The following is a 24,440-nucleotide window of genomic DNA, read 5'->3' as shown; positions in this document are numbered from 1 at the left end:
CCGGCAGGCACTACCTGCTTCACTGGTCGGTAGACAAAGCGACTCTCGCTGTTGCTGGCCACCAGGAGGGCAATTTCCCACCTGCTTCTGCGAGTCACTCTGAAATAGCTTGAAGGCTGCGTGTAGGAGATCCGCGAATTCGATTCGCATGGTTGTAACCTTCGCATGTATCCTTGGCGTTCGGCTTCAAAGGGCATGAGCATGTCGGAGAACCGGGCGCCGTCGGCAGCGACCATCAAGCAGGACGGGGTGAGGATCATTGCGGCCACCACGCAGGGGCTGCTCGATCACATTCGATGTAAGCGCCAGGACCTGCGCAAACAGGTCGAGGAGCTTCGCTCGCCCTCCAGCAAGGCCCGCGTCATCGACCACTTCGACGGCTTCTGGTCGTCTACCACCGAGGCCTTGGTTAAGCGGTTGAACGCCACCGGCGTCGAGTTGAACCAGTGGTGGGCCATGTTGAAGCCGAACTGGAAGTGTCCGTGTTGCGGGCGAAGCAAGGACGCGATCGCCCACAGGAATGCGTCGGGCGTGCTCATCGCCAAGGTCGTCGATCACCACGACCATTTCGGCAACTTCATCAACCGGGCGTTCCGGGAGCAGTTGGGGCCGCGTTGGAACAATGCCGAGGACCGGCGGCCGGACGTGATGCGCGCGCTCAACGAGGCCTTCTTGGCCTTCGAGAACGTCATGATCTGCGAGAGCTGCAACAAGGCGGACCGTGACGCGAAGGTGGCGTTGATGGAGGCCTTGCGCCTTGGTCCAGACTTCATGGAGGCGTTCTCATTCGCGGTGGATGAGATCCGCTACTTCATCACCAGCTGCCGGAACCAACACCACAAGGTAGACGTAAAGCGCGCTCTGAAGCTGTTCACCGAGCGCCGCAAGCTCGAGACCTTCGAGTTCCGCAAGACGGCCGTCTCTGAACAGGTAGCACTGCTCGCCCGCGGCGTTCACTGGCGGTCACCCGAGCGGCATCCCGGCAGGGAGGACGTGAACGCCGAAGCCGGTGACATGCTGGACAACATGGGGCTCAACGCTGGGGCCAACTTCGACCTGATCGACACCTCTTGCACGACGAAGCGGGGCGAGGAGGCGCTGCATGTCTGGCGGAAGAGCGGGCAGCAGAGGCTGCCAACGCCGACCGACGCCGAGGTGGTGGGATTCCTCGCGGCGGCGCCAGAATGGCAGGACCTCCCGGCCGGGTGGACCTGCCCATGCTGCGGGCGTCCGCCGAAATACATTGTCCGCTTCTCCAAGGACCGCACCCTGCATGGACGCCTCAGCACCCTTGGCATCCACCCCGAACAGATTCCCGTCTGCATGGACTGCAAGGACATCGCCAACGGCCTCGCCAGGGAGGCCGATGTGGACGTTCGCCTGCTGCGTCCCGACGAGCTTCGGTCCCTTCTCACCGTGCGCCGACATCAGCGTCACAAGGTCACCTATCAGATCGCGGCCGATCGAATGGTGGAGCACGTTCGGGCAAGGTTGAACCCACGGGACGCTGCTGAGGATGACGGGTTTGGCGGTGACGGCTTTGTGGCGGTGTGAACCGTGGGTTGGCCCTCGCCCGACTAGGTGCTTTGGACGAGCGGGCTCGACGGGATCGGCGGCGTCGGCCCGTAGTGCAGCAACCCGCTAGCGCGGCGGAAATCGCCCAAGGCCTTGGCCCATTCGAACGAAACGCCGAGCAGGACCAAGGCGGTCTCGCGCAGGCACTCGGGGGTGAAGAAGGCGTCCTTGCCGCCGTCGACGACCTGGACGAACTCAAGGATGTCACCGTGGCAGATGTTGTTGCGCAGGCGTACGACCTCCACGTCGATCCGATTCGGCTTTTTGCTGGCCAACCGGTCGAAGAAGTCGTCTTCGCCGGGGAACGCCAGAGCGCCAACCGGCATCCCAGCGTCATGTGCCGACATCAGCAGCGTGTTCGACAGTACCCGGTAAGGAGAAAGCTCGAACGTGGCCTGCTTTTCTGCCGCAACCTGTTGCAGCGTCACCCGCAGGCTTGCCTCGATGCCGTTGAACAGCGCCGACACCCCGGGCAGGTAGAGTTCAGTACGGATGGCGGTCAGGGCCTGCACGAAGAACCACTGGAACTCGGCCGCCGTCAGCGCCTCGAAGAAGAAGTCGCTTTCCGCCGACCAAGCGGCGTTTGCCGCCCATTGGCGCTGGATGTAGTCGGCGTGCGACATGTGGAGACGACCTCATGGTGCTCATGGTGTGTGAAGGCGCCGAAACCATGCCTCCGGTGTGATTGATTTTTCCTTTCTAGTTCTATGACCCTGCCCGGCCACCCAGGACGGGCGGCGAGCGCTGCCGCCCAGAAGCAGACGGCGACGACCAGCGCGCCCACAAGGGTGCAGATGACCAAGGCATCGTACGATCCGAACGCCTGCCACACCAGGGTGCCCAGGACCGGAGCTACCGCCTTCGCTGCCGTCGCCGGTGCCCCTAGGGCTCCGTTGATCGCGCCATAACCCTCGCTCGTCAGCATCTCCGGCACGGCCATCCCGTGGACGATAGTCATGATCCCGTTCGCCGCCCCGTACAGGGCTGCGAACAGGTAGACCATCAGCAGGTCCGAGCCGGAGATGGACAGCGGCAACACGGCCAGCGCAAGCCCGGCGACGATCACGGAGCCAAGACGGCGGATGGGCAGCCGCCCGGCCAAGGCCGACACCGCGATGCGCCCGGCCACCGGAGCCGGTCCAATGACGGCGATGGCGCCGACAACCGCGGTCGCCTCGAACCCCCGCTCCATAAGCAGCGGGTAGAGGTGATAGCTGAGCGTCGAGAAGATGCCGGTGTGAACGGCGAAGGATACCAGCAGCAGCCAGAACGCGGGCTTGGAGGCCACCCGGCGGCGCGGGTTCCCGGGGGTGAAGAGGCTGTTGGGACGGCTTTTATCCGGCGGATCGAGCGGCCGTTCCGCCAGGATGACCGTAACCAACACTCATCGTCGAGGACGATCCGATCATGGGTAAGTCCCTGGTCGAGCGGCTGTCCCTCGAAGACTTCCGGCCGGTATGGCTGACCACCGGCGGCGAGGCGCTGGGGGCGCTCCAGGGCCAGCGGCCGGACCTTCTGGTGTGTGACATCCGGCTGCCGGATTTGGCCGGTGAGGAACTCTACCACAGCCTGTTTCCGCAGCTGGACCACATCGCATGTGTTCCGAAGGCCCTTAGCTACCTCCGGCAGCCCCGCACCGGCAAGGCTGCCCACGTTGGGGGCGATCGCCCGCCTACCACTTCAAAAAGAAATTCTTGTGAACCTGGACCTCTTGTTGCATATCAAGTGGTCGAGGCTGAGCCTTAAAGGACGAACAAACCTTTGAGCGAAATGGTGAGGAGTAGTGCGTGACGACGGCGTCGCCGGACCCAGGCGCGGTGCTCGACAAGACGGATCCCGGCGCTGACACCCAAGCGCGGTTCTCGTACCAGCATTGTTTCGCTGCCCTTCAGTGTCTGCGGCTGCTGTCCGGCCAGCTGGAAGCCATCTACTGCGAGAATCACGAAGACATCCTGCTCCGAAAGCCTGGCGGGACCTACGATGCTCTCCAGGTCAAGACACGCCGCTTCGATCTGGATCCCTTTAAGGCCACCGACGACGCCGTCAAGAACAGCATCGGCCGGTTTGCAAAACTTGAAAAAGCCTATCCGGCTCGGTTTGACAACTTCCATTTCATCACCAACCACGGGTTTTGGGGTGAGAAGGAGAACGGGAACAACCTTTCCTACATTCGCGCCCAGATCTGCGAGCGTGGCAACCTCGATGGCTTGACCAAGGCGCACCTGCTCAAGAAGTTTGTGTCCGGCCTGTGCGGTGAGCACGGCTGTGACGAGGCACACGTCGTTGCCGCCGTGCTCAAGCTGCTTCTTCTCGGTCAGCAAACGGACCTGGAGCGGCCGTACAAGGATCTGCGCGAAAATGTCGGCGATGTTCGGGACTACCGGCGAACGCAGACGTTCCACACCCTCACCAGGGTTGCCGACAACCTCATCTACCTTTGCCAACAGGCCTCCAGCTGCGTTCTCGGCGGCAGCGTCGCGGACCTGTACAGTTTGGTGATGGATTTCGACGCCCAGCGGGACGCCCTGCTGCTGGTGGGCAAGACGATCACCGCGGATCGGGTGGAAGAGGTCATCCGGCAGTCCCTGGTCGAAGGGGCCGACAACCTTCTGGTCTCGTCAGGAGGCGTCTCGGCAGACGCACTTCCTCCAGGGTTCGACGTCATGGTCGAGAAGCTCGAGCACGGTGGCCTCCAAATGGCGCGTGTCGACTCGTTGAAGGACTTCAAGAAATCCATGGAGACACTGTATGTCAAATGGGTTCACCGCTACGGCCTCGACGAGGCCAACCGGCGTTTGCAGCATCTGAAAACCTTGGTCAGGGACGATTGCGTCGAAGCTCAGCTGTCCGTTGAGCAGCCGGGCCAGAAGTATGCGAGCGCGATGTACACAGCTCTTCGGCAGATGCTGGAAGATCGGCTGCGTACGAGTAGCTTGCCGATGTTTGACTGCGCACGGGAGCACCTGCTTGGTACGGCCGGGATTCTGACCGAGGAGTGTACGGTCTGGTGGAGTGACCGGTTCGATCTGAAGGCTGTCCGATGAGGCTCACGCTCGCCGACATCGTGACCAGCCTCGATCGCGACGAGCCGGTTCACCTGGCCCGCATGCTTGTCCTCCTGCTGGCGTTCAGTAGGCCGGATGACGCGGCGATCCACGGCATCACCAAACTCGCCAAGCTGGATTTCCTGCTCAGGTACCCGTCGTACTTCGAGCGCGCGATGGTCGCCCGCGGGGTGGCGCCCGGGCGCGTGCCGGTGGAGCCTTACGAACGCCGCAGCGTCGAAGCGACGATGGTGCGGTACCGCTTCGGGCCGTGGGACCATCGCTACCGGCGCTTCATCAACATCCTGTCCGCCAAGGGCTTGGCACGGGTCGACACCGATGGTCGCACCGTCCGGCTGTCCTTGACGGCGCGCGGGATGGAGATTGCGGCCGCGTTGGCGGAAGAAGACGCCACCAAGCCGTTGGCGGCCCGTGCCCGCATGCTCCGCCAGAGGATCGACATCGGGGCGGCGGACATCATGAAGTTCATCTACGCCACCTTCCCCGAGATCGCGACGCTCGCCTACGACGAGGCCATCACGCCATGAAGCTGCGCTTCGAGTACCTCCAGCTGCGTTGCCGTGCGAGCGTCGAGACGGTGCGCTTCGCCGAACGGGTCTCGTTCTTCCATGGCGAAATGTCGGCCGGTAAGTCCAGCATCCCGGCCCTCATCGACTTCTGCCTCGGCGGCCGGTTCCCGGGCACCCCGGCGCTCAAGCAGGAGCTCGTCTCCGTCTCGTTGCAGGCTCGGATGGGCACGAACATTGTGGTCATCGAGCGGGTCGCCCAGGACACCGGTTCGGCGCAGGTCACCTGGCAGACCGCTGCGGGCGAAACCTACATGGTGTCGGCGCCCATGAGACCGCGGGCGGAGCCGATCTTCGGTGAGGATGTCTTCAGTTTCAGTGACCTGATCCTCCGGCTCCTGGGGATCCCGGTCGTGAAAGTCCGGCGGCGCACCTACGACAGCGATTCGCCGCTGGTGCGCCTCAGCATCCGTGACATCTTCAAGTTCGTCTATCTCGACCAGGACAACCTCGACTCGGACTTCTTTCTGCTCGACGTACCGATCCGGAAGGAGAAGAGCCAGGACACCTTGCGGTTCTTCGTCGGCCACCTGAGCGAGCGGCTGAACGAACTCCAGATCGAGCTTCAGCGCCTGAAGCAGGAGCAGCGCGCCCAACGGGACTCCATTACGAAGGTTCGCGCGTTCCTGGCCCCCTTCGGGTTCGACTCTGAGGAGCGCATTGCCGCAGAGCTGGAGGAGCTGAACGCCGAAGCAAGGCGGATCGAAGAGGAGCTTGCTGCGCTGCGCGCGGGGTATCGGCCGGATACGCGGATCTCCGATGAGAACCGCAGGAGACTGAAGGAGCTGGCTGCCCAGGTGGCGACGCTTGAGGACGCCATCGACGAGGTCAACGCCCGCGTCGGCGAACAGGACGCCTTGGCAGCCGAGTTGATGCAGCTCAAGATGAAGGCCGCGCGGGTGGACATCTCCCACCGTGTCCTTGACGGCGTGGAGTTCGAGTGCTGCCCATGCTGCGGGTCCGGGCTCCCGGCCAAAGCCGAAGGCGCGGACCACGCCTGCTACCTATGCCACACACCGTACGACCAGCAACCGCGCGGGGAGGCGCTTACAGCCGATGTCGTGCGCCAGGACCTGGATGCGCGCATCGCCGACCTTCAGGACTCGGTGTTGCGGCACCGCAAGTCACTCGGCCCGCTGCAAGCCAAACTCGTGGAGGTACGGCAAGTCCGGCGCGAGGTGGACGGTCGCGTGGCGGAGTCGCTTCAAGGGTATGAATCGGATTTCCTGGCACGAAGCCGTGTTGGCGAGCAGCGACTTGCCGTCATCCGGGAGCGCTCTTCGTTCCTTGAGCGCATTCGGGCGCTGCCTGCCGAAATCGCCCGGCTCTTTGTTCAGGCCGACCTTCTGTCGGCCGATATTGAGGCGGTGCAGCGCAAGCTCGAGGAGGAGGAAGCCAAGCTCGTCGGCGCCGAACAGAACCTGACGAAGCTGGAGGAGAACTACGCAGCCGTGCTCGGCGCGATCAAGTTCCCGGCGTTTTCGGCCGACGACCAAGTCATGCTGGGGCGCAGCAACTTGATCCCTGCGGTGTGGCCCAGGGGCGATGAAAGGCGGGCCTTCTCGTTCTTCACCGTCGGCAGCGGCGGCAAGAAGATCCTGATGAAGATCGCCTTTGCGCTGGCGCTCCACAAGACGGCCGCGGAGCAGCGCCTGCCGGTCCCACGGGTGCTCATCATCGACTCTCCGATGAAGAACATCACCCCAGACGTGAACCCGGACATCTTCAGGAATTTCTACGCGCACCTGTACGCCCTGCTCGGCAGCGTGCTGGCCGACTGGCAGGTCGTCATCGTGGACCAGACCTTCGCGCCGCCGCCAGCCGATGTCGCGCCGTCGCTGGACAGGATGATGCGCCGGGGTGACCCGGAGAACCCCCCATTGATCGGCTACTACGAAGGCCCCTGACGCCGCGGGGAGCTCGTGGTCGGCGCGGCTGACGGTGGCGATGTCCGCGGGCGCCCTCTTTAGAGTCAATGATTCTCCCGGATTCCGGCGTCTAAGCCTTTGATTGGGATCGACATTCCTTTTATCAACCACCCTGAGCCGCCAGCACCCGCATCCTGATCGGATGCGATCATCCCCAGGCCACGAGCTGGCGCAGGCCAGCACGCGCTACACCCACCGGCGCCGGAAGAAGTCGCACCAAGCCTCGTTGCGAATGCGCACCCGGTGCACCGTCTCGGCTAGCACGACGCCGCCCCGGTGGATTTGGCACACCATGCTGTGGTCGCTGCGGTACGCCGTGCTGGTCCAGCGCTCGACTCCGCCGTTGTCCTGCTGCCAACCCATCTGACCGGCCGCCCGCGCCTCGTCGCCCTCGTTCTGGACGATCCAGCGGATGTTGTACGATGGCGGTACGTTGGTGTTGGCCGCGGCGGGCCATAGAGCGACGCCCTTGGGCAGCACGATAACACCGCTGCGGTGCGTGTCGTACATAGGGATGTGGCCTTGGCATGTCATGCGTCGGGCGCCTGGTCGGCGCGCAGCAGCGCCGCGGACGCGAGTACGCCATAGACCCGTCTCGCGTCGCCCTGGCGGCATGGCCGCACGGTGTCGAACCTCGCCGCGCATTTGCCCAAGCGCTCCTCCAGCAGGGTGATCGCCGCCCTCGCTTCGCGCTTATCCCCGATGAACCTGATTTCGAGTGCCATCGAAGCGTCATGGTGCTACAGCATCGGCCGACCGGTTCCCGCCACTAGGCGGCCAATTCCGAGTCGCAAGGACTGCGATCCCTTTGCCCCTGAACCTCCTGTGGAGGGCCTTCTTGGTTGTCTGCACGAACTGGTTCTGACCTTTCAGGGCCACGAGATGACGACAGGATTGGCACCCCTCCACATGGCTCGTGAGCATCATCCGGTTCACCGGTGGAAGGCAAACCCTCACGGTTCCTTTCCCCTGTAATCACCGCCGTCAACTATCCGAACACCAGTCGGCGAAATCGCTCCCAGGCTCGTTTCAGGCCGCTGGAGGACGCCGGTGATGCCGTTGTCTGGCGGCGGGACTTCCTCAACTGCTTCAAGTTCTTTTTCGACAACCCACACTGCTCTTCGGTGAGCCGCTCGCTGCCATCGAGCATGCGAATGGCAAGCGCTGTGGCGGCACTGTGTGCAACAGGCGGCAGGCTATGGCACGCCCGTATATGTTGCTGGACCACCACTCTTGGAGTTTTTCCGCCAAGAACGTCGTTGGCACGATCCAGCCAAGCTCGGGCACTTGGCGCTCCCAAATGCGGGTCCAGCATCTCCGTCAGAAGAGACAGCTCAGCGGCCGTGGCGGATCTGATCGCCTCGGCTCTTTCAGCCTCCATACGTCGTCGCTCCTCGGCCAAGCGCTTTTCTCTCGCGATCCTCTGCCGTTCGGCTTTGATGGCGTTGACCCCCTGTTCAACGACCGAGGCCCACTCAGCGTCCGACCAATGCTCGTCAGCCACCGGGTTCCGCCGCCACCACCATCCAGGTTTGAGCCGAGTGAAGCGCCGCATGTCGCGGTGGCCCGAAATAATCCGCGCCGGAGCCCTCAGTGCCACTTCCGGCGTGATGAACTCCGCTTCTGGGGCGGTGCCGCAATGGGGGCACAGTAACCCCATGCCACCGGGCGCAACGCGGCCGGTTGCTTTGCCGGTGCGCTCAGCGAGCGCCTTGAGGGCTTCTGCTGGGTCACCAAGAGAAGCCAGCGGAACAGCTACTGGATGAAGATCGCCCCGGATGCGGTTCGGATAGAGCCCCGCGTAGGACGTTCTGTACCAATCCCGGCCACACTCACCGCAGGGGAAGTCATACCCAACAACGGTGAAGGGGACGTTTGTCAAGTTGGACAGATCATCAAAAACGATCACACCCCTTAGAAAGGCAGAAAGTTTTTCTCTTAGAACGTCAATCTGGGATTCGATGTCTCCACTGGGAAGCCTGACAGGAAAAACATGCCGTTGGTCCTTGGGGGCATCAAAATAATCACGTTTGTTGCCAAAGAACCATACTGTGTCCAGATTTTGCTCCGCGCGAGCTGAGGTTCTTGCATTGGTGGTGTAGCCGGTTTGCCTCGACAGCTGGATCTCGATGGCCACATTCTTTTTGGTTCCCCGCTGAACCACCTCAACATCCGGTCGTATTGTGCCGCGATCATACTCCGCAATGGCATCGAAGCCGAGTTCGTGGGCGACGGTCAACGCCTCGATTTTGAGGCGGAGGTGGGCTTCGCTCTCTTGGGAGCCGACCGAGCAGGCGCTGCCGGGCATGTGCGCAAAGTGCCTGAGACCTCGAGGCGACCGCGTTGCCTTTGCGGGGTGATCGCAGCAGCACATGAGCAGCTTCCCGGACTTGCTCAGCCCCTGCACCCGCGTCCAGGATTCGGCCGTCTCTAAGTACGCTCTAATGTACTCCGATCCGTTTCGAGCAATCAGCTGCATTCCCACTCCAGACATTTCTGCATGGTAGCCGAGCAACCTGCGTACCATGGTATGCGCAGGAGTTGCCGACTCCACAAACCTCGACCAAAACAGTTGCGAAACCGTTATCTAAAGAGGTAGTTGCGACGGGTTGGGTGCTGGGATGGCTGGAGGCGGTGGAATGCATTACAAAATCGATCCCCGAGCGGAAGATGTGGTTCGGGTGGCCGAGCAGGGCGGGTTTCCAGGCTTGGCCGACGAGATCCGCTCTGTCCTGTTCACCGGACGGATCTCCGAAGAGCTGGAGTCTCCGGCCGACGGTTATGATGCACCGCGTGTCCGCATCAGCGATCCCCAACCGTATGACGCCGAAGAGCAATTCGATATCGCTCTCGACATGCTGGTGAGCGCGACGATTGGCCGGGTGCGCCTGCTGAAAGCAGCTGAGGATCGGCTGAAGGATGTGACCGATAACCCTAAGGCACGGCTGATGGAGTGGGTCGATCCTGAGGTTGGCGCCGTTCCAGCCGTGCCCGACGATGCCGTCCGAATTGCAGACAAGCTCGAGCATCTTCTCGGCCTTGCACGGAACATGCGGACCCTCGATAGCCTTCCGTCGAAGGGCTCGTGATGCGTACCGAGATCATCGACCTGCTGACCCAGCTTGGCGCCGCGCTGCCGCCCGGCTTCGCCTTTAACAAAGCAGGGACGGCCTACGAGGCGCTTGTCGCCCTGTCAGTCGCCTACCAATTCAAGTCGCCCTACTACCGGACCACGGTAGAGGTGTGCGACCATACTGGAACACCCGCCAGTCACTTCGTCATCAGGCAAAGCCCAGGTAAGATCCACCCGGCGACCGCAAACGCTCCGCGCCCAGGTTTCATCCGCCTGACCTTCCATGGGCGTCGGGCCAAGCGCGTTTATGAAATCCACAACAGTGTCCAGTTCAAGGGACGCTCTGGAAGTAACCACGAACAAGACGTGTCCGTTATTGCCCAAAAAACCGGCGACGACCTGCGCAATCTGCCGGGTGACGGCCGCCCATCCGGCAAGGATCTGAAGGTCGCAGTTGAATGCAAGGATATCCCGAAAGGAGCGGGTGTCGGGATCGCCAGAGGCAGCGTCGGCAACGCTTTTGATTTGTCGCCGAACCGCAGCCGCGGTGGCAGCTACAAGCAGGCATTCAGCAAAACTCGCATGTTTGCGGTTACAGTGCTTGGAGGGATGTCGGTGGGAGGAACACAGGTGCTGGATTACTACGGGATCAATGTGTATGCGAACGCCAACCTGACAGCCCCCGGCCCTCATCCTCTGATTGTGGATGTCGCGGCACGCATTCACGAGGACATGAAGCGATAACGCCCACGCCTCGACCAAGGCTTTGGCAGGCAAACCGATCAGAGCGTCAGGAGCATGTGCCGCACCGGCATCCGGTCGCAGGTGCCGCTGGATGCCGCCGGGCTTACGGGCAGCTCTGGCCGCCGCGCCGACGGACGATGTCGGGGTGGCCTTCGACCATCGCCGCAAGCGGGCCACCGCGGTCGAGCAGGCGGTCGGAAAGCGCAACGATCAGAGGGATTCGGTGTGGCGCAGGGGCGTGCCGCCAGCACCCGGTCCAGCGCCTCGGCTTCCCGACCCGGTCCGAGGCCGTCGGCGACGACAGCCAGCGCCATGGCGGTCGAACGTGGCGGTCGAACGCGCGATGCCAAGATGGCAGTGGATCAGGAGCCTGCCACCGTACTGACGAGCGAAGCCCAGCGCGGCCTCGACGTGGTGCTGACGGAGTGCGCGGGGATGACCGACAGATGCAGCAGGCCGAGGTGGCAGCGTTCTCCACCGCACACCGTCGACAGCCACTGCCCGAGGACGCAAGCACCGAGAGCATCACCCAGGCGGCGGCGAAGGCCAGCGAGCCGTCCCTGAAAGACCGCACGGAAGCCCTGGCGGCGTGGATCCTTGGCGGCAGGCCCGTTCCAGGCACGGAGGGCACGACGTCCGCGTGGACGGTCCCGACGGCCGCCATGTGCTGGTCAAGGCCAAGGGCAGGACGGTCTCAGCCGCCAACGGGTCCCGGTACTTCTCGCAAATTCTCGCAAATCTTCGGCGAGAACCAAAGCAAGGGGTACGACTTAATCCTGTTGGTCGGCGACCAGCAACCGGAAACCGTCGGCAAGGACGACGGTGCAGGCAGCCGCTACGCGCTGTTCCTGCTCTCCGACGCCGACGCCGAGCGGCTGACCGGACGCCGCAAGTTCCAGCGACCGCGCCAGGACGGCAATGCGCCAAAGAACCACGGGAACCTGCGCATCAAGGCGTATGGGACGATCGGCGGGCACTCGGTTGCCCCTTGGCGTGACCACCACGTCTCGGCCGACGAGGCGCGCCACATCGTGCACGCAGCGTTCGGCGGCTGAGCCCTTCCGACCTGGCGGTCACCGCGACGGGACGGTGGGTTCGGGCATCGGCTCGAGCTGGCCGCCATCCAGGCTCGCCAGGAAGGTCTCGAGGTCCAGCTGCTCGCCCGCGTCCACCAGTGCGGCCGACGGCGGCGCGGGCATCGGCATGAACACGACGTCGGCGGCTTCCGGTGCGGCGTCGTCGAACGTCATGGTCGGTACATCTTTGGCCACGAACACCGATTCCGCTGTCGGGGCGGCGATCGGCATTTCGGGCTGGGCGGCGGACTGGGCCACAGCCTTCTTCTTGCGGTCTGCGGCCCGTTGTTTCCCGCGCCTGCGGCGCCGCGTCCACGGTCTGCTGGACCCTGCGCTCGGTCTTCTACCAAGTGCTCTTCTTGCCCTTCTTCGCGGGCTTGGCAGGGTCCAGGCTCGGCTCCGTCTGGAGGGCCACCGGCGCCTCCACGAGGGCGGTGGGCGGTGCGGCAGTGGGCAGCGGGGCGTCGGGCCCCTTCAAGGCCTCAGGGTGCGCGCTGGCTGGCGTCGCGGGCTTGGGCGCGGTCATTCCGCGCGGCCGCATCCAGAGCCTCCAGGAACGCCCGTACGGCGCTGTCGAACACCGCTTTCTGGGCGCCGCCGACACGGCCCGCGGCGAGCACCAGGGTTGGCGTTGGACGAGGTGGCCATCGCCTTCAGGTTCTCCGCGGCACCGCGCAGGCGCGCGACGGCTTCCTCAATCTCGCGGACAGCCGAGACGGTGTTGGTCCCGACCTTCTGCGAGAACAACGCCTGGGCCTGTGCACGCTCCTGGGGTTCCATGCGCTCCCGGGTCAGCGGCGCGACGGTGCCCAGGTCGATGGGCTGGCTGCCGAGCGAGCGTTGCGCCGTACCGCGGAGCTCCTTCGACAAGAACTGGCGGACCCAGGCGACGTGGCGGCCGCCGCAGCGGACCTTGGGGAAGAGAATGGGCGGACGCCCATCGCCCAACGGATCGTCGAACCACATGCGCGCCTCCTGCGGACACCGGTCCGCACAGAATGCGGCGACCGCTGGCAAGGAACGGGTTCTCGGTAACGGGCGGCGGCAATGCTCAAGGATCCGGGCATGGCCGAAGTGCGTGTCGCTGGTGAAGAAGACCGCCATCTGGAACTCCTGACCGGGTGCCCCGGACGCCCAGGAGGCGCCGGGGCGGATTTCGTGCGCTTGCTCGCAATGCCCGACACCGTCGGGGCGTTCGCGAAAGTCGGTATCTGCACGCCGAAGACCAGCATCGCGGTCGCACTTCTCCAGATTGCTCCCGCCGTTTTTACCTCGGCGTGGGCTCCACTATCAATGGTGGCTTCCGTCAATTGAGATGCTTCTTAGGACTGCACTGCGGCTGTGTGCGGTGGTGTGGGAGGCCGCGGGCTTCTCGTCGCCTGAGCGTGGTTGGCCATCCGCTTGGGTAATGGGGCGGCACGATCGCCTCGGGAGACACCACACAGAATGAACAGGATGTCTACACCATAGACATTCCCACAGGGTCTGCATCACGTAGCGGTCGTTGCTGCCGTGACAGTACGGCGTCATCCCAAGCAAAACTGGCGACACGATGTCGTCGAATCGGAGCACAATTCATATTCACGTAGGCGGATATGTAGATTGCTATGCTAAATTTTTGGCCGCATATTTTTGCCAGATACGCTCAACAGCGACACGGCAGAATGGCAATGACCCAGCAAATTGACCCCCAACGTCTGATCGAACTCCGCAAGCGGAAGAACTATTCTCAAACAAATCTTGCCGAAAAAGCGGTCGTCACCAAACAGACCGTCTATCGCCTTGAGAACGGCCGCCAGAAGAACCTTCGAAAGAACACGCTTCTGGCCCTGTGTAAGGCGCTTGGCGTTGACGAGGACGTACTGAGCGGGCGGAAGCCGTTGCCGCCGCTGGACGCGCAGCCGTCGTCCGCGGTGTCGGCTGAGGAATACCAGCTGAACGTCCGCATGGACGGCGCCATTCGCAACGCTTTCACGCTGACGTCACTCCGGTACGGGATCTCGATCCCCCGTATGGTCGAACTGGCGCCACTGCTGGTCGGGCTTGTGTGCGAGCAGAGCCTAAAGCGGCGCCAAGAAAAGCTCAGTGAACTCCTGACGCTGTTCGACCACGAGGATAAGCTGGCCAGGAACTTTCCGCACCTCCCGGGTGAGATCGTTGCGCGGAGCTTTGTGGGGGAAGAGGCCATCCAAGGGGAGCAGCGATCCATCAAGAAGCGGGATGTTTTCGGCGCCACGCTGGCGCTCGAACATGTCGACGCCGACTACGACGAAGGGGCGGACAACCCGTTGGTCGCCTACCTGCGGGAAGTCGCCGCCGGGGTACCAGGGGTGGAGAGCGTCGACCGCTATGACGGAAGATACGGGACGGAATATCGCGTCTGCCGTGACGAGGCGCTCGCCCTGGCAGGCGGTGACGTCACCTTGGCCGAAGACATTCTCGACGGCAGCGTGGCGCTGCACGAAATGCCGCGCGAGCTGTTCAAGAAGGCTTCGGCCGAGCGCGTGGCGTGGCTGCGGCAAAAGTCAGAGGAAGCCCGCGAACGCGCCGAGAAATTTTTTGCCGAACTGGGGATTTCCGCCGAAGACCTCGGGCTCGGCCGCGAAGGCGATGGAGCTGTGTCATGACCGACGTGTCCATCACCCGCCACGCAACCACGAGAATGGCGCAGCGCGCCCTTCATGCCGATGACCTTGAGCTGATCATGCTGGTCGGCACGGAGGTGGAAGACGGCTACTTGGTCAGGGAGAAGGACTGCCAAGCCGCCGAGCGTCATCTGAAGCGCCTGCTGGACCAAGTACGCCGCCTCCGTGGAGCGCGGGTGGTCGTCGACGGCGAACAGGTCGTCACCGTGTACCGTGCGGGGAGTTCCAAAAAGCGGCATCTTCTCCGCACCACCGAAGAAAGATCTCTGGACAGCTACGGGGGCGACCGCGGGTGTCGGTGGCGTGGTCAACCAGAGCCGCAAGCTGAAGCCTCGGCCGGGCAAAGGCATCGCTTCAGCTGACAGAAACAGGCATCCCGGTGTACGGGTCCAGGTGCCGCGACATCGCTTCAAGGAACGCGCTGAGGCCGCACAGGTAGTCCAAGGCTGCGCCCAATCGGCAGGCTGGTGACGGCGAGCAGCCGACCGCCTTCATGGCCCAGGAACTACTCGACGCGGTATGAGACGCCGGACCGCTCGGACGGGCGGGTCAGGAGATCGAGGTACGTGTCCGCGAGGTCGCCCATCCGAGCGGCACGTCGAGCTGGCCGACCATGACCAGCGGGTGCCGCTACGCCAATGTTGCGGAAAGCGTCGGGTCCAGCTCGGGAATGCGTGGCGCCCGCCACCGGGACAGGTCCCTTGGCTCATACCCCTGGCGCCCGGCCTCGGCGGGTGACAGCGTCCGCAACAGCCGCCGCAGCGGCACGGCCGTCCCGGTGCCCCGGTTTCCTCGCAGACCCGGTTCGAGAACGCCTCCGCCAAGTTGATCGCTCCGTCTTCGAACCTGTCGTGCCCGCGCGTGCAGAAGCACAGGCCGCCGTATTTCTCTTTGATCTGGACGGCCTCCACCACCAGTGTCCCTGCCTCAAGGCGCCCCGCGCTCTCACAGAGGGCACAGGAAGGTCCATTCATCTAAAATGCGCGATATTTTTGTGCTTACTTGAAAGCAACCTGGGAGTGTCTCATATGGGCGGTCGAAGCATCGCTGTTCGAGGTGCCCCCGCTGCGCACGCGGGACGCGACACCCCTTCTCGGCATGCGTCGCGCAACCCAGTGCCACAACGGATCCATCATGAACGGTACGACTGCTTGGCTTAACGAACTCCTTCGCGACATCGCCCAAAAGGTTCAGCTTCCGCCGAGCAGGTACGCTGAGGCGGTTACACACTACGAGGCTGTCGCCAAATTCTTGGAAGCGGATGGCAGCCCTCTGCGTCCCCACGGCCCGCTTCTTCTCTATCCGCAGGGGTCGTTCCGAATCCAATCGACGATCTCGTCGCGGCTGGACCACGATGAGTTCGACATCGACCTAATGCTCGAACTCAAGAACGTGCAACAGACCGAGGACCCGGATACGGTCCTTGACCTCGTGGTGAAGGGCCTGACGCGGGAACGGGACGACGGCCGGTACCGCGGGTGCCGCGTTACGAAGAAGAAGCGATGCGTCACCGTTGAGTACGAAGAGATGCATCTCGACATCACTCCAGCTGTGTCGATCAATGGCGCGCCGCGCACAAGCGTTATTTTTGACCGTCACCCTGAACGGCCGTCCCACGTTGTCAGCAACCCCGAGGGCTTCGCCCGAGCGTTCGAGGATGCCACCCTGCCGCGCGAATTCGTCTTGGCGATGGAGCGGGCGCTTCCTGTGCCCGAACAGAAGCCCCTTGAGGCAAAGTCCGATCAGCTTCTCGCGCTTCAGCTGCTGAAGCGGCATCGGAACGTGCTTTATGAGCGTGGCGGCAACAAGCCACCCTCGGTCCTGCTGGCATGGTTCACCATGCACGCTCCGAGGGGCGACGGCCTGATCGGCCAGCTGGCTCGCCTTGCGTTGAGCATTGAGCAGACTCTGGCGCGCGGCCCCCTCCGGGTGGAGAACCCAGCGTGTCCGCAGGAGAACTTCGCGGATCGTTGGCCCGCAAACCAGGCCGAGCAGAACCGGTTTGCAAAGGAGATGGGTGCGCTCCGGAGAACTCTCATCGCGTTGAACGAGTCCGATGAACCGCTCTCCGCCAAGCGTGACGTGCTCCGGAGCCTGTTCGGCGAGGCTGTCACCAACCTTGCCTTCGAAGCTCTCAACGAGCGCATTGGAAGCACGGGGCAGACGTCGGGTGTTGGCTGGCGGCCGCGCACCGGCATCGTTTTGCCCGTCGCGGCGACCGGCGGCCAAACCGTAGCCACGCACACCTTCTTCGGAGGCCCCGACCGCGAGGGACGTTGATCGTGTCGCGTCCCCCGTTTCCCCGGCCTGGCGATGCTCAATTCGCTCGGAACGTGCTGGAGGATCAGGCGGCGGGCATGGCGCGCCTGTTCCCCCGCCTGCGTCCAATCTGGCGCACCCGTTGGGGAATCACATGGCGGGGGACGTTGCGCCCGGTCGCACAATCCTACACCATCGAGCTCGGCTTCATTGTCGGCGCCGTCTTCCGCGACGTCGAGGTGGCATACAGGCCGCCGCGCGCCCGGGTTCTCGCCCCTGAACTGCGCAGGCGTCCGGAGGCCCCGATGGAGCCGATCCCGCACGTTTACCAAGAGGACCATCCTGTCGTTCCCTGTCTTTACTACCCAGGAGAGTGGAACGTATTCATGCCGCTTGCGGAGACCGTGGTGCCCTGGCTCCTCCATTGGTTCGTTCACTACGAACTCTGGCAGGCCACCGGAGAGTGGACCGGCGGCGGTCGTCATCCCGACGGCGACCCCGAGCGCATCGGCGACCGTGACGGTCGCTCCGTCCCTGGCCATGCAGCAACACGCCGCCTCGCCCTCGCCCTGAACCCGCATGTAATGTCAGAGATGGGCTTCCTAGTCCGCCGGGCGCACGGCGCCGCCCCGTCCAGCCTGCCTGCCTGAGGATTGAGCCGATGTCCCTGCTGCATAAGGCCTTCGACACCCTGCTCACCGCCGTGTCGAAGGTTGTGGACTTCGCCTTGCGCCGCAGGTCATTCCCTTTGAGAATCTTCAGGGCGGGCCTGATCCTTATCGGTGCGACGGTCGCCGGGTCTTGGGTGTCGTCGCTTTTCTACGCCGACGATGTGAGGGCCCTTTCCCTCCACATCGAGATCTCTGGCGGAACACCGGAACTCATCACGTGGCTTGCCTTCATGATCGGGCTTGTCCTCACCGCCGTCGGGGGCGTCTGGGAAGCGATTCGCTTTGCAGAGGAGGAGAGAAAGGAAGAGGAGCGGCGCGCTCGCAGGCGTGTTGTCGTCATCGAGCAGCGCGGCCTCGCCAAGAGTTCCGGATCTCCTCTGAAGGACGCTCTGCCGAAGGACGTCGTTGGTGTCCCGCAGAGTATCCTGCTGGACCACACGCCATATGTTGAGAACAACTCGGTGACGGACCCGGAGCGGGTCGTCGGCGAGGTCGCAACGGTGCGCCACGACCTGGAGCGCTCGGTTTCCGACGTGGCTCGCGAGGACGTCACCGTGGTGTACGGCGGCGTGTCTCCGGTGCCCCTGACCTTCCTCGCCGGGTTCTTGCTCGATGACGACGGTGCCGTCCGCATCGTGGACTGGGACCGCGGTGAGGCGCGCTGGCGAAGCCTGGACGGCGCCGACGACGGGGAGCGGTTCATCGTGGATGGCTTTGACCGCGTTCCCCGTAGCGCGGCAGAGGTCGCGGTGGCCGTCGAGGTCTCCTACGCTGTGGATGCAGACGCCGTCGGCCGGTCGCTCGGCGCGGTGCCCGTCGTTCGACTTTCGCTGCCGACCATCGACAAGGACAATCACTGGTCCGACGCGAAGCAACGGGCACTGGCCGCCCAGTTTCTGAAGGTGGTTAGCGACCTCGGCAACCGCGGGGTCCGAACCATCCATTTGTTCCTGGTGGCTCAGAACAGCGTCGTCTTCCGATTGGGGCAGCGCTACGACCAGCGCAACCTGCCAGAGGTGCTGGTGCATCAGTATGAGAAGACGGCGAACCCGCCCCATCCATGGGCCGTAAAGATGCCGACCCACGGGATCAACCGACCGATGGTCGTCCGCCGGGCGCCGCTTGCAGCCCAGCACCCTACCGACCACAGCGCCTAACGGATGTCCGATCGGCGTCGTGTTCACCGGAGCTGTTCGGGACGTTAAGGGTGTCCTAGACGGCGAGTTTGCGCTTGGGCGCCGCCCGGTGTCCGCCTGATAGACGACCGCCCTCGCGGCGCCATCTCGGGGTGTTCGCTGTCCCTTAACGGGGCTTGTCAGCTGAGGAGACACCCATGCTAACGAAGAAGAACTCTCTGCTGAGTCGCGCCCTGGCGCTTGCCATGACGGTGTCGGCGACCTCAATTGCCATTGCCGACGGCGGTGGCGGCGGGGATTGGCACGACACCGTCGTCTACGAGTTCGACCTGGTATCGGGCGGGGCGGCCGATCCTGCGGTTGTGAAAACTGACCTAGGCTACGTGACCGGCGCGCGAGCACCACGCAGGCGCGCTGACGATGTCTCAGGAATATTTGGCCAAGGGCAAAAGCCCAGTCCTGCGCCGCATGACCGGTGCCATCATCGCCAACCAGGAGTATGAGTTCGCCGAGCTCGATTACGTGAAGCGCCAAGTCGAGCAGCCACCTACGGTGCTAGTCGACTACGGCGCGACGAAGCTCGTCCGGCGGTCCGTGACCACCAAGAGGGTGGAGCACCAACTGGCCTACCTGAAGGCACTGCCCCCAACGGCCCTTGACCTCTGGACAACGCATGGCGCGGTCGGCGAATACGACGTCCGGCGGGCCAAGGCGATGATCGCGCACCACCAAGTCGCGCTGAACATGGCGCGCGCCTACAACGTCAACCCGAACGGCAAGAACAGCTTCTTGCGCGAGATGAACTTCGACATCGTCCAGGATCAGACCTACGAGATCGGGTTTCTGGAGAGTGTGATCGACCGCTTCTCCGGCAATGCCCGTGCCATCAAACTCGACTCGTCGATGGTGCACAGCATGTCCATGCACGGTGGGTACGGACAGACGAACCACAAGGCGATGGCGCATTGATGACGCCGGTCACGGCCAGGTTGGTGCCCAGCGCGATGGACGGGATCTGGACCGTATGGAACAGGGAGACGTCGACGTCGAACCCAGCCCGCCGGGCCGCTGCCCTGGTCAGGCCGCCGACGCCTGACGGTCCTCGATGACTACGAAGAACGGCTCGGATCGTCCAATGCACCAGCCCTTGGTGTCGACAACGAAGGCCTCCACCCAATGGACGCCGACGTAAGCAGTGTGCTCCCAGTGCGTGGTGCTGCCCTTGTTCCACTTGGCAAGGTCACCGCGCAGCTGCTTCTTCGCCGCCGCCTCCGCACCGGTGTTGGTCACGCGCCAGCGGACCCTCCAGCCCTTCGGCACGCCACCCATGCCGACGGTCGCGCTGAACCGGATGTGCCAGCCGCGGCCGATGACTTGGCCGTTGAGCAGCCGCCCGGCTTCAGCGCCGCCCTCCTCGTGGTGCAGAGTCGCCGTCACCGTTACCGAGATGCGCCTCGGCGCGTCCCGCCAGGGAACTGGCACGACGTGTGTAGCCCTGGACATGAAACTCTTCAGGAAGTTGGTGCCATGCTGGGCCGCGGCGAGCACCAACGAGCGGTCGTCAGCGAAGCCCGCGGATTTCGCCACGGTCGCCGACTCGGCGACGGCGCCGGGCGCGAACTCATCGCCGAAGACGTCGCGCCACTTCTTCAGGCTCTTCTGCTCGTCAGCCTCATTGTAGGCGTCGTCCACCCACTCCCGGTACCGATGAATGCAGTTGCGGAAGTTCTCGTACTTCTCCTGGTCCCAGTGCCGGGTGAACGTCTCGCCCGGAACCTTGGGATTCTCGACCGCGGGCATGTTCGGCCGGGCCTGGAGCCAGTCGTCCAGGTCACTGAGAATCGTGCGGAACGCCGTCGGCAGGTCCGCCCAAGGGTCGTTCCAACTGTCGATCGCCAGACGCTCCTCGGCCCGCTGGCAGACCAGCGTGGTGAGCAGGATCGACTTCACGGAGAACGTGCCCTTGATGTCGCGAAGATACTTCAGCAGGCGCGTCGACTGGCGCAGCATGCCGCTGGCCGCGTCGTCAAGCTCGCCGACCCAGGCCGTGTATGCCTCGGGATTGGTCGCCTCCTCCTCGTCGGTAAGCCGGTTGCAGACGGCGAAGGTGGTCCCCTTGCCGAGCAGCTTCTCCCAATCCGTCGGCTCGCGCCGGACGACCGGCACGACATCGAGGTCGAAGTCCTTGGCGTATTCCAGCATCACGCAGCGCGTGTTCCGGCTGACCTTGTCCTTGTACAACCCGGACGCGCGGAAGACCCGGTACAGATCCTCGACGTGCTGTTTGGGCGTCCAGTCTGCCCTGGGCTCCACGAACATCACGAGGTCGGCATCGAACCTGTCCTCGCTCGTGACCGGTCGGATGATGGTCTTATGGGCCCAGGATCCCTGCGGGCTGAAGCCGTGGATGCTGGCCCCGTAGTCGCTGTGCGACAGGAAATCCTCGATTGCCGCAACGTGGCCCTCAAGCCGCGTGATGCGGGCCTCGTTCAGGTTGACCACCGCGGTGAGGAACGTCGTGAAAGCTTGGGTGTGGCGCATGAAACGGTTCCAGGTCGCTGTGCCCGGCCAGTGAGCGACCATCCAGCCGGTCCTTCACGTTGCGGGATTGTGGTTAAGAAAATCGTAAGGGCGCCCGTGGTTTGTTCAGGTCCGACTTAACCGGGCGAGTGGGCCATGAACTACTATCTGAGGACCGTCTTTGGATGGCTCGACTTCGGGGTGCGGCGTTTCATCGAGTATTGGACACGCCGCCGCTCGCCCGCGATCACCACCATGCGGACAGGAGCCTATTTCGTTCTGGCGGCGCTTGGTGGCGCCCTGTGCCTGAACCTGGTGTATGCCGACGCGAACGTCTTCCTGGCGATCAAGTTCGAGGCCATTGGTGGCGTTCCGGAGTTCCTCGTCTTCGCCGCGTTCTGGCTGGGCGTTTTCGCCTTCGTGGTTGGGCTCGTGTGGGAGATCTGGCGCGATGTCCGGGAAGGGCGGGCGAATGCGCGCAAGCGGGTGCTAGTCATCGAGCAGCGCGGCCTGCTGCGCGGCACCGACAGCCCGCTCAGAGACGCGGTGCCCGAAACCCTGATCGGCCACCGGCGGGCCATTCCGGTTGACATGACCCCGTTCGTCCACGACGGCCGGGTGACGGACCCGGAACGTGCGCTGGCCAAGACCAAGCTGATCCGGCACGACCTTGAAACAGCCGCTGACGACGCCGACCGTGCGGACGTCTCCATCGTGTACGGCGGCGTCGCCCCGGTGCCCATGACGTTCCTGGCGGGCTTCCTTATTGGCGACGAGGGCGCGATCACCATCATGGACTGGATGCGTGAGCCGGGCCGGTGGCGCCCGCTTGACGGTATCGACGATGGCGATCGCTTCGAGCTGGACGGACTTGATGAGGTGCCCCGCGGAACGGCGGACGTCGCGGTCGCGGTCGAGGTTTCCTACAAGCTCGACGAGCCCGGCTTCCGTCTCACGACGGGCAACATACCCTTGGTGCGGATCTACCTCCCCCAGGGAAGGCCGGACTGCCACTGGTCGGAGGAGAAGCAGCAGGCGCTCGCCTCCGATTTCCTGGCCGCCATGGTCGCGCTCGAGGGAAGAGGGGTCCGGCGCATCCACATGACGGTTGCGGCGCCGAACAGCGTCGTGTTCCGGCTCGGCCGGGCCTACGACAACCGAAACCTGCCCGAACTCCTCGTCTACCAGTACGAGCGCTCGGCGATGCCGCCATTCCCATGGTCGGTCCGGATGCCAACGCATGGAGTGCCCGAGGCCGGTGTGGTCCGGACTGAATCGGTATCCGCTTAGTACAGTAGTCCCACCCTAATCGCCAGGCGAAGGAACGTGTCAGGACTTGGCCTTGCGGTGAAACCGCGCAGTGCGTTCACCTGCGCGGTCGCGCGGATACAGCCAAATTGATTGAAATGCAACGCACGCAAGTAAAGAGGGCGGCGCCAGCTTCACGATCGCCATCTGCGACACCACTTCGTCTGAACATATCGCTTCCTCGAAAGTTGGGGCAACTGTTTGGTTCAGGCGTTTGACAGCAGATGCCCCAAGTCGACGCCGAGTTTCAGCATGTTCATCGCCTCGAGCTTGTTTTTCAACGTGACGTGCTTCAGGTAGCGGCTGCCTTCACCGATCAGGTCGGAGGTGCTGTGCCCCATGATTGCCTTAACGAAGATCGGGTTCGCACCGGCGTTCAAGATCAGGGTCTCGAAGGTCCCTCGCAGGCTGTGGAAGTCGACGCCAGGCTTGTAGATCCCGATTTCTCGGCGGTACTCGGTGAAGCGCCGCGTGTAGTAGGCGCCCAGCCGCCGATCAGGCCCCTGGCCGCTCAGGTCCGGCCAAAGCCGCTTGCTGTTCGTCCTGCGCCGTTCGGCGACCAGCGTCATGAAGCCCAAGGCAACGAGGCCGCCAGGGATCGGCACCTCACGCACGGAGTTCGCGTTTTTTGTCCGCCGTTCGTCTTCCGCATGGACCAGGAAGAAGTCGATGCTATCCCGCCTTTTGATGTCGGCGGTGTGCAGCTGAGCAATTTCCTCCAGCCGCATCCCCGTCAGCAAGCCGATAATGGGAAGCCAGAAGGCGGCGCTACGGCGATCCACCTCTGGGCCAACCCACAGCCGTGAACTGAACAGGCGCTTCAGGTCGGCGTCGCTCCACATCGACCGCAGTTCCGAAGCTGGCTTGCCCTCCGGATAATCAAAGCCTGCGAACGGATTCGCCACGAACTCATGGTGACCGTGTTGCCTGAGCCAATCCCAGTAGCCGTGCAGCGCGCTCATGTGCCGTTTGATTGTCTTCATCGCCAACAGGGGCGGCTGCCTGCCACCACGTTGGGCCACGCGGGTGGCCACCTCGATGTTTTCGCGCATCGTCCCCTTCAATGTCGGCGACCGGCCGTGCATCCGAGGCAGCTTGCGCAGGGCTCCCATGAACGACGAGGCATCGCGGCGGGAATAACGGTCAACCGGGCGATCGCCGTGGAACTCGATCCAGAGGCGGAAGGTAACCCGGTTCTGGAGTGCGGTCTGCTGCGCGCTCCATGCGCCCGTCCCGACCATCTGCTCGATATGCGTCTCGGTCAGCGAGCCGAACATCGGGGCCTCGGACAGCGGCTCGCCGGACGCCTCGGCGCCCATGGGCTTCGCTCTGGCATCGCCAGATGGCGTGGCCGCCCGCGGTTCTGATGCTGCGGACGACTCAAGAAGCTCAGCCATCCGAGAGGTCGCAGGCGATGGCGAGGAAAGCCCTGCGGTATCCTCGCGGGCCGTCATGTCCAACGCCAATTCGGCCCCTGACGGCATGGCCGCCTGCACAAGTCCCGGTACTGGGACCGTCTGCGGCGGGGAAAGAACCTGTCCGATAGGCCGCCGCAGGACAAGATCGGCGTGCACCCAGGCGGCCGGGCCCACCAAGTCGCGCATCAGCCGCCGGGCAGCATCCACCGGCAGCGCCGGGTCATGCTCCAGGGCAGCGAAGAGGCGCTCGCTTTCGAGGAAAAGAAGACGGGACCGGATCCCTGCTTCACGCGGGCTGGAGGTCTCCAGCGAACGGTAGATCTCCGCTTTGCCGCCGAGTCGCTCCCGCAGGCGCCCAGGGACGCGGCGCCGAAAATGGAAGGTACCAGCCCGCCGACACACATGCTGCATGACCACGCACTCCAAATGAGTGTGGAGCAGCCTATGGAGCATTTG

General features: G+C 63.8%; 24 protein-coding genes and 1 pseudogene. 16 read left to right on the top strand and 9 right to left on the bottom strand.

Translation table 11 applies throughout. The annotated features are described in order from the left end of the window. The first annotated feature begins 195 nt into the window (after nt 1-195). Nucleotides 196-1,554, top strand: coding sequence for a hypothetical protein (locus ACODS4_RS04770; RefSeq protein WP_488861228.1), 1,359 nt, complete (start codon nt 196-198; stop codon nt 1,552-1,554). A 23-nt stretch (nt 1,555-1,577) separates the two neighbouring features. On the opposite strand, the gene ACODS4_RS04765 is transcribed toward ACODS4_RS04770, so the two are convergent. Both ACODS4_RS04765 and ACODS4_RS04760 read right to left on the bottom strand, forming a co-directional pair. After that, complete coding sequence (locus tag ACODS4_RS04765) at nt 1,578-2,198, bottom strand: hypothetical protein (RefSeq protein ID WP_488861226.1); 621 nt, start codon at nt 2,196-2,198, stop codon at nt 1,578-1,580. Beyond that, on the bottom strand, nt 2,114-2,956 hold the full coding sequence (locus tag ACODS4_RS04760; RefSeq protein WP_488861224.1) for an MFS transporter: 843 nt from the start codon (nt 2,954-2,956) through the stop codon (nt 2,114-2,116). Before ACODS4_RS04760 ends, ACODS4_RS04765 begins: the two co-directional genes overlap by 85 nt. A 5-nt stretch (nt 2,957-2,961) precedes the next feature. Between ACODS4_RS04760 and ACODS4_RS04755 the strand changes: the two genes are divergently transcribed. Genes ACODS4_RS04755 through ACODS4_RS04740 form a run of 4 tightly spaced genes read left to right on the top strand, consistent with a single transcriptional unit; the run spans nt 2,962 to nt 7,113 of the window. Next, entirely contained in the window at nt 2,962-3,321 is a 360-nt protein-coding gene (locus ACODS4_RS04755; RefSeq protein ID WP_488861640.1) for a response regulator, read from the top strand. A gap of 41 nt (nt 3,322-3,362) precedes the next feature. Beyond that, nucleotides 3,363-4,619: a dsDNA nuclease domain-containing protein gene (locus ACODS4_RS04750; protein WP_488861222.1), complete on the top strand. Its 1,257-nt coding sequence runs from the start codon at nt 3,363-3,365 to the stop codon at nt 4,617-4,619. Next, on the top strand, nt 4,616-5,167 hold the full coding sequence (locus ACODS4_RS04745; protein WP_488861220.1) for a hypothetical protein: 552 nt from the start codon (nt 4,616-4,618) through the stop codon (nt 5,165-5,167). Before ACODS4_RS04750 ends, ACODS4_RS04745 begins: the two co-directional genes overlap by 4 nt. Beyond that, complete coding sequence (locus ACODS4_RS04740; protein ID WP_488861218.1) at nt 5,164-7,113, top strand: AAA family ATPase; 1,950 nt, start codon at nt 5,164-5,166, stop codon at nt 7,111-7,113. The genes ACODS4_RS04745 and ACODS4_RS04740 overlap by 4 nt, the downstream gene beginning before the upstream one ends. A gap of 207 nt (nt 7,114-7,320) precedes the next feature. On the opposite strand, the gene ACODS4_RS04735 is transcribed toward ACODS4_RS04740, so the two are convergent. From ACODS4_RS04735 to ACODS4_RS04725, 3 genes are all read right to left on the bottom strand, one after another. Beyond that, a complete protein-coding gene (locus ACODS4_RS04735; protein ID WP_488861216.1) occupies nt 7,321-7,644 on the bottom strand; it encodes a nucleotide-binding domain-containing protein in 324 nt (107 codons plus the stop codon). 20 nt (nt 7,645-7,664) lie between these two features. Then, the gene (locus tag ACODS4_RS04730) at nt 7,665-7,859 is read right to left on the bottom strand and encodes a hypothetical protein (protein WP_488861214.1); all 195 of its coding nucleotides are present in this window, start codon (nt 7,857-7,859) and stop codon (nt 7,665-7,667) included. 263 nt (nt 7,860-8,122) lie between these two features. After that, the gene (locus tag ACODS4_RS04725; protein ID WP_488861212.1) at nt 8,123-9,442 is read right to left on the bottom strand and encodes a competence protein CoiA family protein; all 1,320 of its coding nucleotides are present in this window, start codon (nt 9,440-9,442) and stop codon (nt 8,123-8,125) included. A gap of 331 nt (nt 9,443-9,773) precedes the next feature. Between ACODS4_RS04725 and ACODS4_RS04720 the strand changes: the two genes are divergently transcribed. From ACODS4_RS04720 to ACODS4_RS04710, 3 genes are all read left to right on the top strand, one after another. Next, nucleotides 9,774-10,223, top strand: a complete 450-nt coding sequence (locus ACODS4_RS04720) for a hypothetical protein (RefSeq protein WP_222533488.1) — start codon at nt 9,774-9,776, stop codon at nt 10,221-10,223. Then, nucleotides 10,223-10,951 (top strand): hypothetical protein, encoded by a 729-nt coding sequence (locus ACODS4_RS04715; protein WP_222533487.1) that lies wholly within the window; start codon nt 10,223-10,225, stop codon nt 10,949-10,951. The genes ACODS4_RS04720 and ACODS4_RS04715 overlap by 1 nt, the downstream gene beginning before the upstream one ends. 446 nt (nt 10,952-11,397) lie before the next feature. Continuing rightward, nucleotides 11,398-12,006 carry a hypothetical protein gene (locus tag ACODS4_RS04710; protein ID WP_488861210.1) on the top strand — a complete coding sequence of 203 codons (609 nt, stop codon included), beginning with the start codon at nt 11,398-11,400 and terminating at the stop codon, nt 12,004-12,006. A gap of 18 nt (nt 12,007-12,024) precedes the next feature. On the opposite strand, the gene ACODS4_RS04705 is transcribed toward ACODS4_RS04710, so the two are convergent. Beyond that, nucleotides 12,025-12,285, bottom strand: a complete 261-nt coding sequence (locus ACODS4_RS04705) for a hypothetical protein (RefSeq protein ID WP_488861208.1) — start codon at nt 12,283-12,285, stop codon at nt 12,025-12,027. Between the two features lie 264 nt (nt 12,286-12,549). Further along, nucleotides 12,550-12,993, bottom strand: a complete 444-nt coding sequence (locus ACODS4_RS04700) for a hypothetical protein (RefSeq protein ID WP_488861206.1) — start codon at nt 12,991-12,993, stop codon at nt 12,550-12,552. A gap of 99 nt (nt 12,994-13,092) precedes the next feature. Here ACODS4_RS04700 and ACODS4_RS04695 point away from each other — a divergent pair, with 99 nt between their 5' ends. The 7 genes and pseudogenes from ACODS4_RS04695 to ACODS4_RS04665 all read left to right on the top strand — a co-directional run. Beyond that, on the top strand, nt 13,093-13,341 hold the full coding sequence (locus tag ACODS4_RS04695; RefSeq protein WP_488861204.1) for a hypothetical protein: 249 nt from the start codon (nt 13,093-13,095) through the stop codon (nt 13,339-13,341). A gap of 356 nt (nt 13,342-13,697) precedes the next feature. Continuing rightward, the gene (locus tag ACODS4_RS04690) at nt 13,698-14,654 is read left to right on the top strand and encodes a helix-turn-helix transcriptional regulator (protein ID WP_488861202.1); all 957 of its coding nucleotides are present in this window, start codon (nt 13,698-13,700) and stop codon (nt 14,652-14,654) included. Further along, complete coding sequence (locus ACODS4_RS04685; protein WP_488861200.1) at nt 14,651-15,034, top strand: hypothetical protein; 384 nt, start codon at nt 14,651-14,653, stop codon at nt 15,032-15,034. Before ACODS4_RS04690 ends, ACODS4_RS04685 begins: the two co-directional genes overlap by 4 nt. Before the next feature lie 772 nt (nt 15,035-15,806). Further along, nucleotides 15,807-16,952: a nucleotidyltransferase domain-containing protein gene (locus ACODS4_RS04680; RefSeq protein ID WP_488861198.1), complete on the top strand. Its 1,146-nt coding sequence runs from the start codon at nt 15,807-15,809 to the stop codon at nt 16,950-16,952. 77 nt (nt 16,953-17,029) lie between these two features. Further along, nucleotides 17,030-17,581 (top strand): type II CBASS E2 protein, encoded by a 552-nt coding sequence (locus ACODS4_RS04675; protein WP_488861196.1) that lies wholly within the window; start codon nt 17,030-17,032, stop codon nt 17,579-17,581. A gap of 11 nt (nt 17,582-17,592) precedes the next feature. Next, complete coding sequence (locus ACODS4_RS04670) at nt 17,593-18,759, top strand: SAVED domain-containing protein (protein WP_488861194.1); 1,167 nt, start codon at nt 17,593-17,595, stop codon at nt 18,757-18,759. Nucleotides 18,760-19,146: 387 nt separating this feature from the next. Then, a pseudogene (locus ACODS4_RS04665) lies at nt 19,147-19,707 on the top strand (DUF305 domain-containing protein); the annotation flags it as partial. A 108-nt stretch (nt 19,708-19,815) separates the two neighbouring features. Here ACODS4_RS04665 and ACODS4_RS04660 read toward each other — a convergent pair. After that, the gene (locus ACODS4_RS04660) at nt 19,816-21,321 is read right to left on the bottom strand and encodes an SMODS domain-containing nucleotidyltransferase (protein WP_488861192.1); all 1,506 of its coding nucleotides are present in this window, start codon (nt 21,319-21,321) and stop codon (nt 19,816-19,818) included. A 93-nt stretch (nt 21,322-21,414) separates the two neighbouring features. Here ACODS4_RS04660 and ACODS4_RS04655 point away from each other — a divergent pair, with 93 nt between their 5' ends. Further along, nucleotides 21,415-22,548: an SAVED domain-containing protein gene (locus tag ACODS4_RS04655; RefSeq protein ID WP_488861190.1), complete on the top strand. Its 1,134-nt coding sequence runs from the start codon at nt 21,415-21,417 to the stop codon at nt 22,546-22,548. A 224-nt stretch (nt 22,549-22,772) separates the two neighbouring features. On the opposite strand, the gene ACODS4_RS04650 is transcribed toward ACODS4_RS04655, so the two are convergent. Continuing rightward, a complete protein-coding gene (locus tag ACODS4_RS04650) occupies nt 22,773-24,395 on the bottom strand; it encodes a DUF6538 domain-containing protein (RefSeq protein ID WP_488861188.1) in 1,623 nt (540 codons plus the stop codon). Nucleotides 24,396-24,440: the final 45 nt, after the last annotated feature.

It is taken from the genome of Azospirillum sp. FG154 (genome assembly GCF_057809575.1).
Note: the sequence above shows the minus strand (reverse complement) of the source record. Positions and strands in the feature narration are given on the sequence as shown.

Bases quoted from the DNA above. Each gene is read 5' to 3' on its own strand.
- ACODS4_RS04770 (WP_488861228.1), top strand. From the start codon at position 196: ATGAGCATGTCGGAGAACCGGGCGCCGTCGGCAGCGACCATCAAGCAG.
- ACODS4_RS04765 (WP_488861226.1), bottom strand. From the start codon at position 2,198: ATGTCGCACGCCGACTACATCCAGCGCCAATGGGCGGCAAACGCCGCT.
- ACODS4_RS04745 (WP_488861220.1), top strand. From the start codon at position 4,616: ATGAGGCTCACGCTCGCCGACATCGTGACCAGCCTCGATCGCGACGAG.
- ACODS4_RS04740 (WP_488861218.1), top strand. From the start codon at position 5,164: ATGAAGCTGCGCTTCGAGTACCTCCAGCTGCGTTGCCGTGCGAGCGTC.
- ACODS4_RS04735 (WP_488861216.1), bottom strand. From the start codon at position 7,644: ATGTACGACACGCACCGCAGCGGTGTTATCGTGCTGCCCAAGGGCGTC.
- ACODS4_RS04730 (WP_488861214.1), bottom strand. From the start codon at position 7,859: ATGGCACTCGAAATCAGGTTCATCGGGGATAAGCGCGAAGCGAGGGCG.
- ACODS4_RS04725 (WP_488861212.1), bottom strand. From the start codon at position 9,442: ATGCCCGGCAGCGCCTGCTCGGTCGGCTCCCAAGAGAGCGAAGCCCAC.
- ACODS4_RS04720 (WP_222533488.1), top strand. From the start codon at position 9,774: ATGCATTACAAAATCGATCCCCGAGCGGAAGATGTGGTTCGGGTGGCC.
- ACODS4_RS04715 (WP_222533487.1), top strand. From the start codon at position 10,223: ATGCGTACCGAGATCATCGACCTGCTGACCCAGCTTGGCGCCGCGCTG.
- ACODS4_RS04710 (WP_488861210.1), top strand. From the start codon at position 11,398: ATGCAGCAGGCCGAGGTGGCAGCGTTCTCCACCGCACACCGTCGACAG.
- ACODS4_RS04700 (WP_488861206.1), bottom strand. From the start codon at position 12,993: ATGTGGTTCGACGATCCGTTGGGCGATGGGCGTCCGCCCATTCTCTTC.
- ACODS4_RS04695 (WP_488861204.1), top strand. From the start codon at position 13,093: ATGGCCGAAGTGCGTGTCGCTGGTGAAGAAGACCGCCATCTGGAACTC.
- ACODS4_RS04690 (WP_488861202.1), top strand. From the start codon at position 13,698: ATGACCCAGCAAATTGACCCCCAACGTCTGATCGAACTCCGCAAGCGG.
- ACODS4_RS04685 (WP_488861200.1), top strand. From the start codon at position 14,651: ATGACCGACGTGTCCATCACCCGCCACGCAACCACGAGAATGGCGCAG.
- ACODS4_RS04680 (WP_488861198.1), top strand. From the start codon at position 15,807: ATGAACGGTACGACTGCTTGGCTTAACGAACTCCTTCGCGACATCGCC.
- ACODS4_RS04675 (WP_488861196.1), top strand. From the start codon at position 17,030: ATGGCGCGCCTGTTCCCCCGCCTGCGTCCAATCTGGCGCACCCGTTGG.
- ACODS4_RS04670 (WP_488861194.1), top strand. From the start codon at position 17,593: ATGTCCCTGCTGCATAAGGCCTTCGACACCCTGCTCACCGCCGTGTCG.
- ACODS4_RS04660 (WP_488861192.1), bottom strand. From the start codon at position 21,321: ATGGTCGCTCACTGGCCGGGCACAGCGACCTGGAACCGTTTCATGCGC.
- ACODS4_RS04655 (WP_488861190.1), top strand. From the start codon at position 21,415: ATGAACTACTATCTGAGGACCGTCTTTGGATGGCTCGACTTCGGGGTG.
- ACODS4_RS04650 (WP_488861188.1), bottom strand. From the start codon at position 24,395: ATGCAGCATGTGTGTCGGCGGGCTGGTACCTTCCATTTTCGGCGCCGC.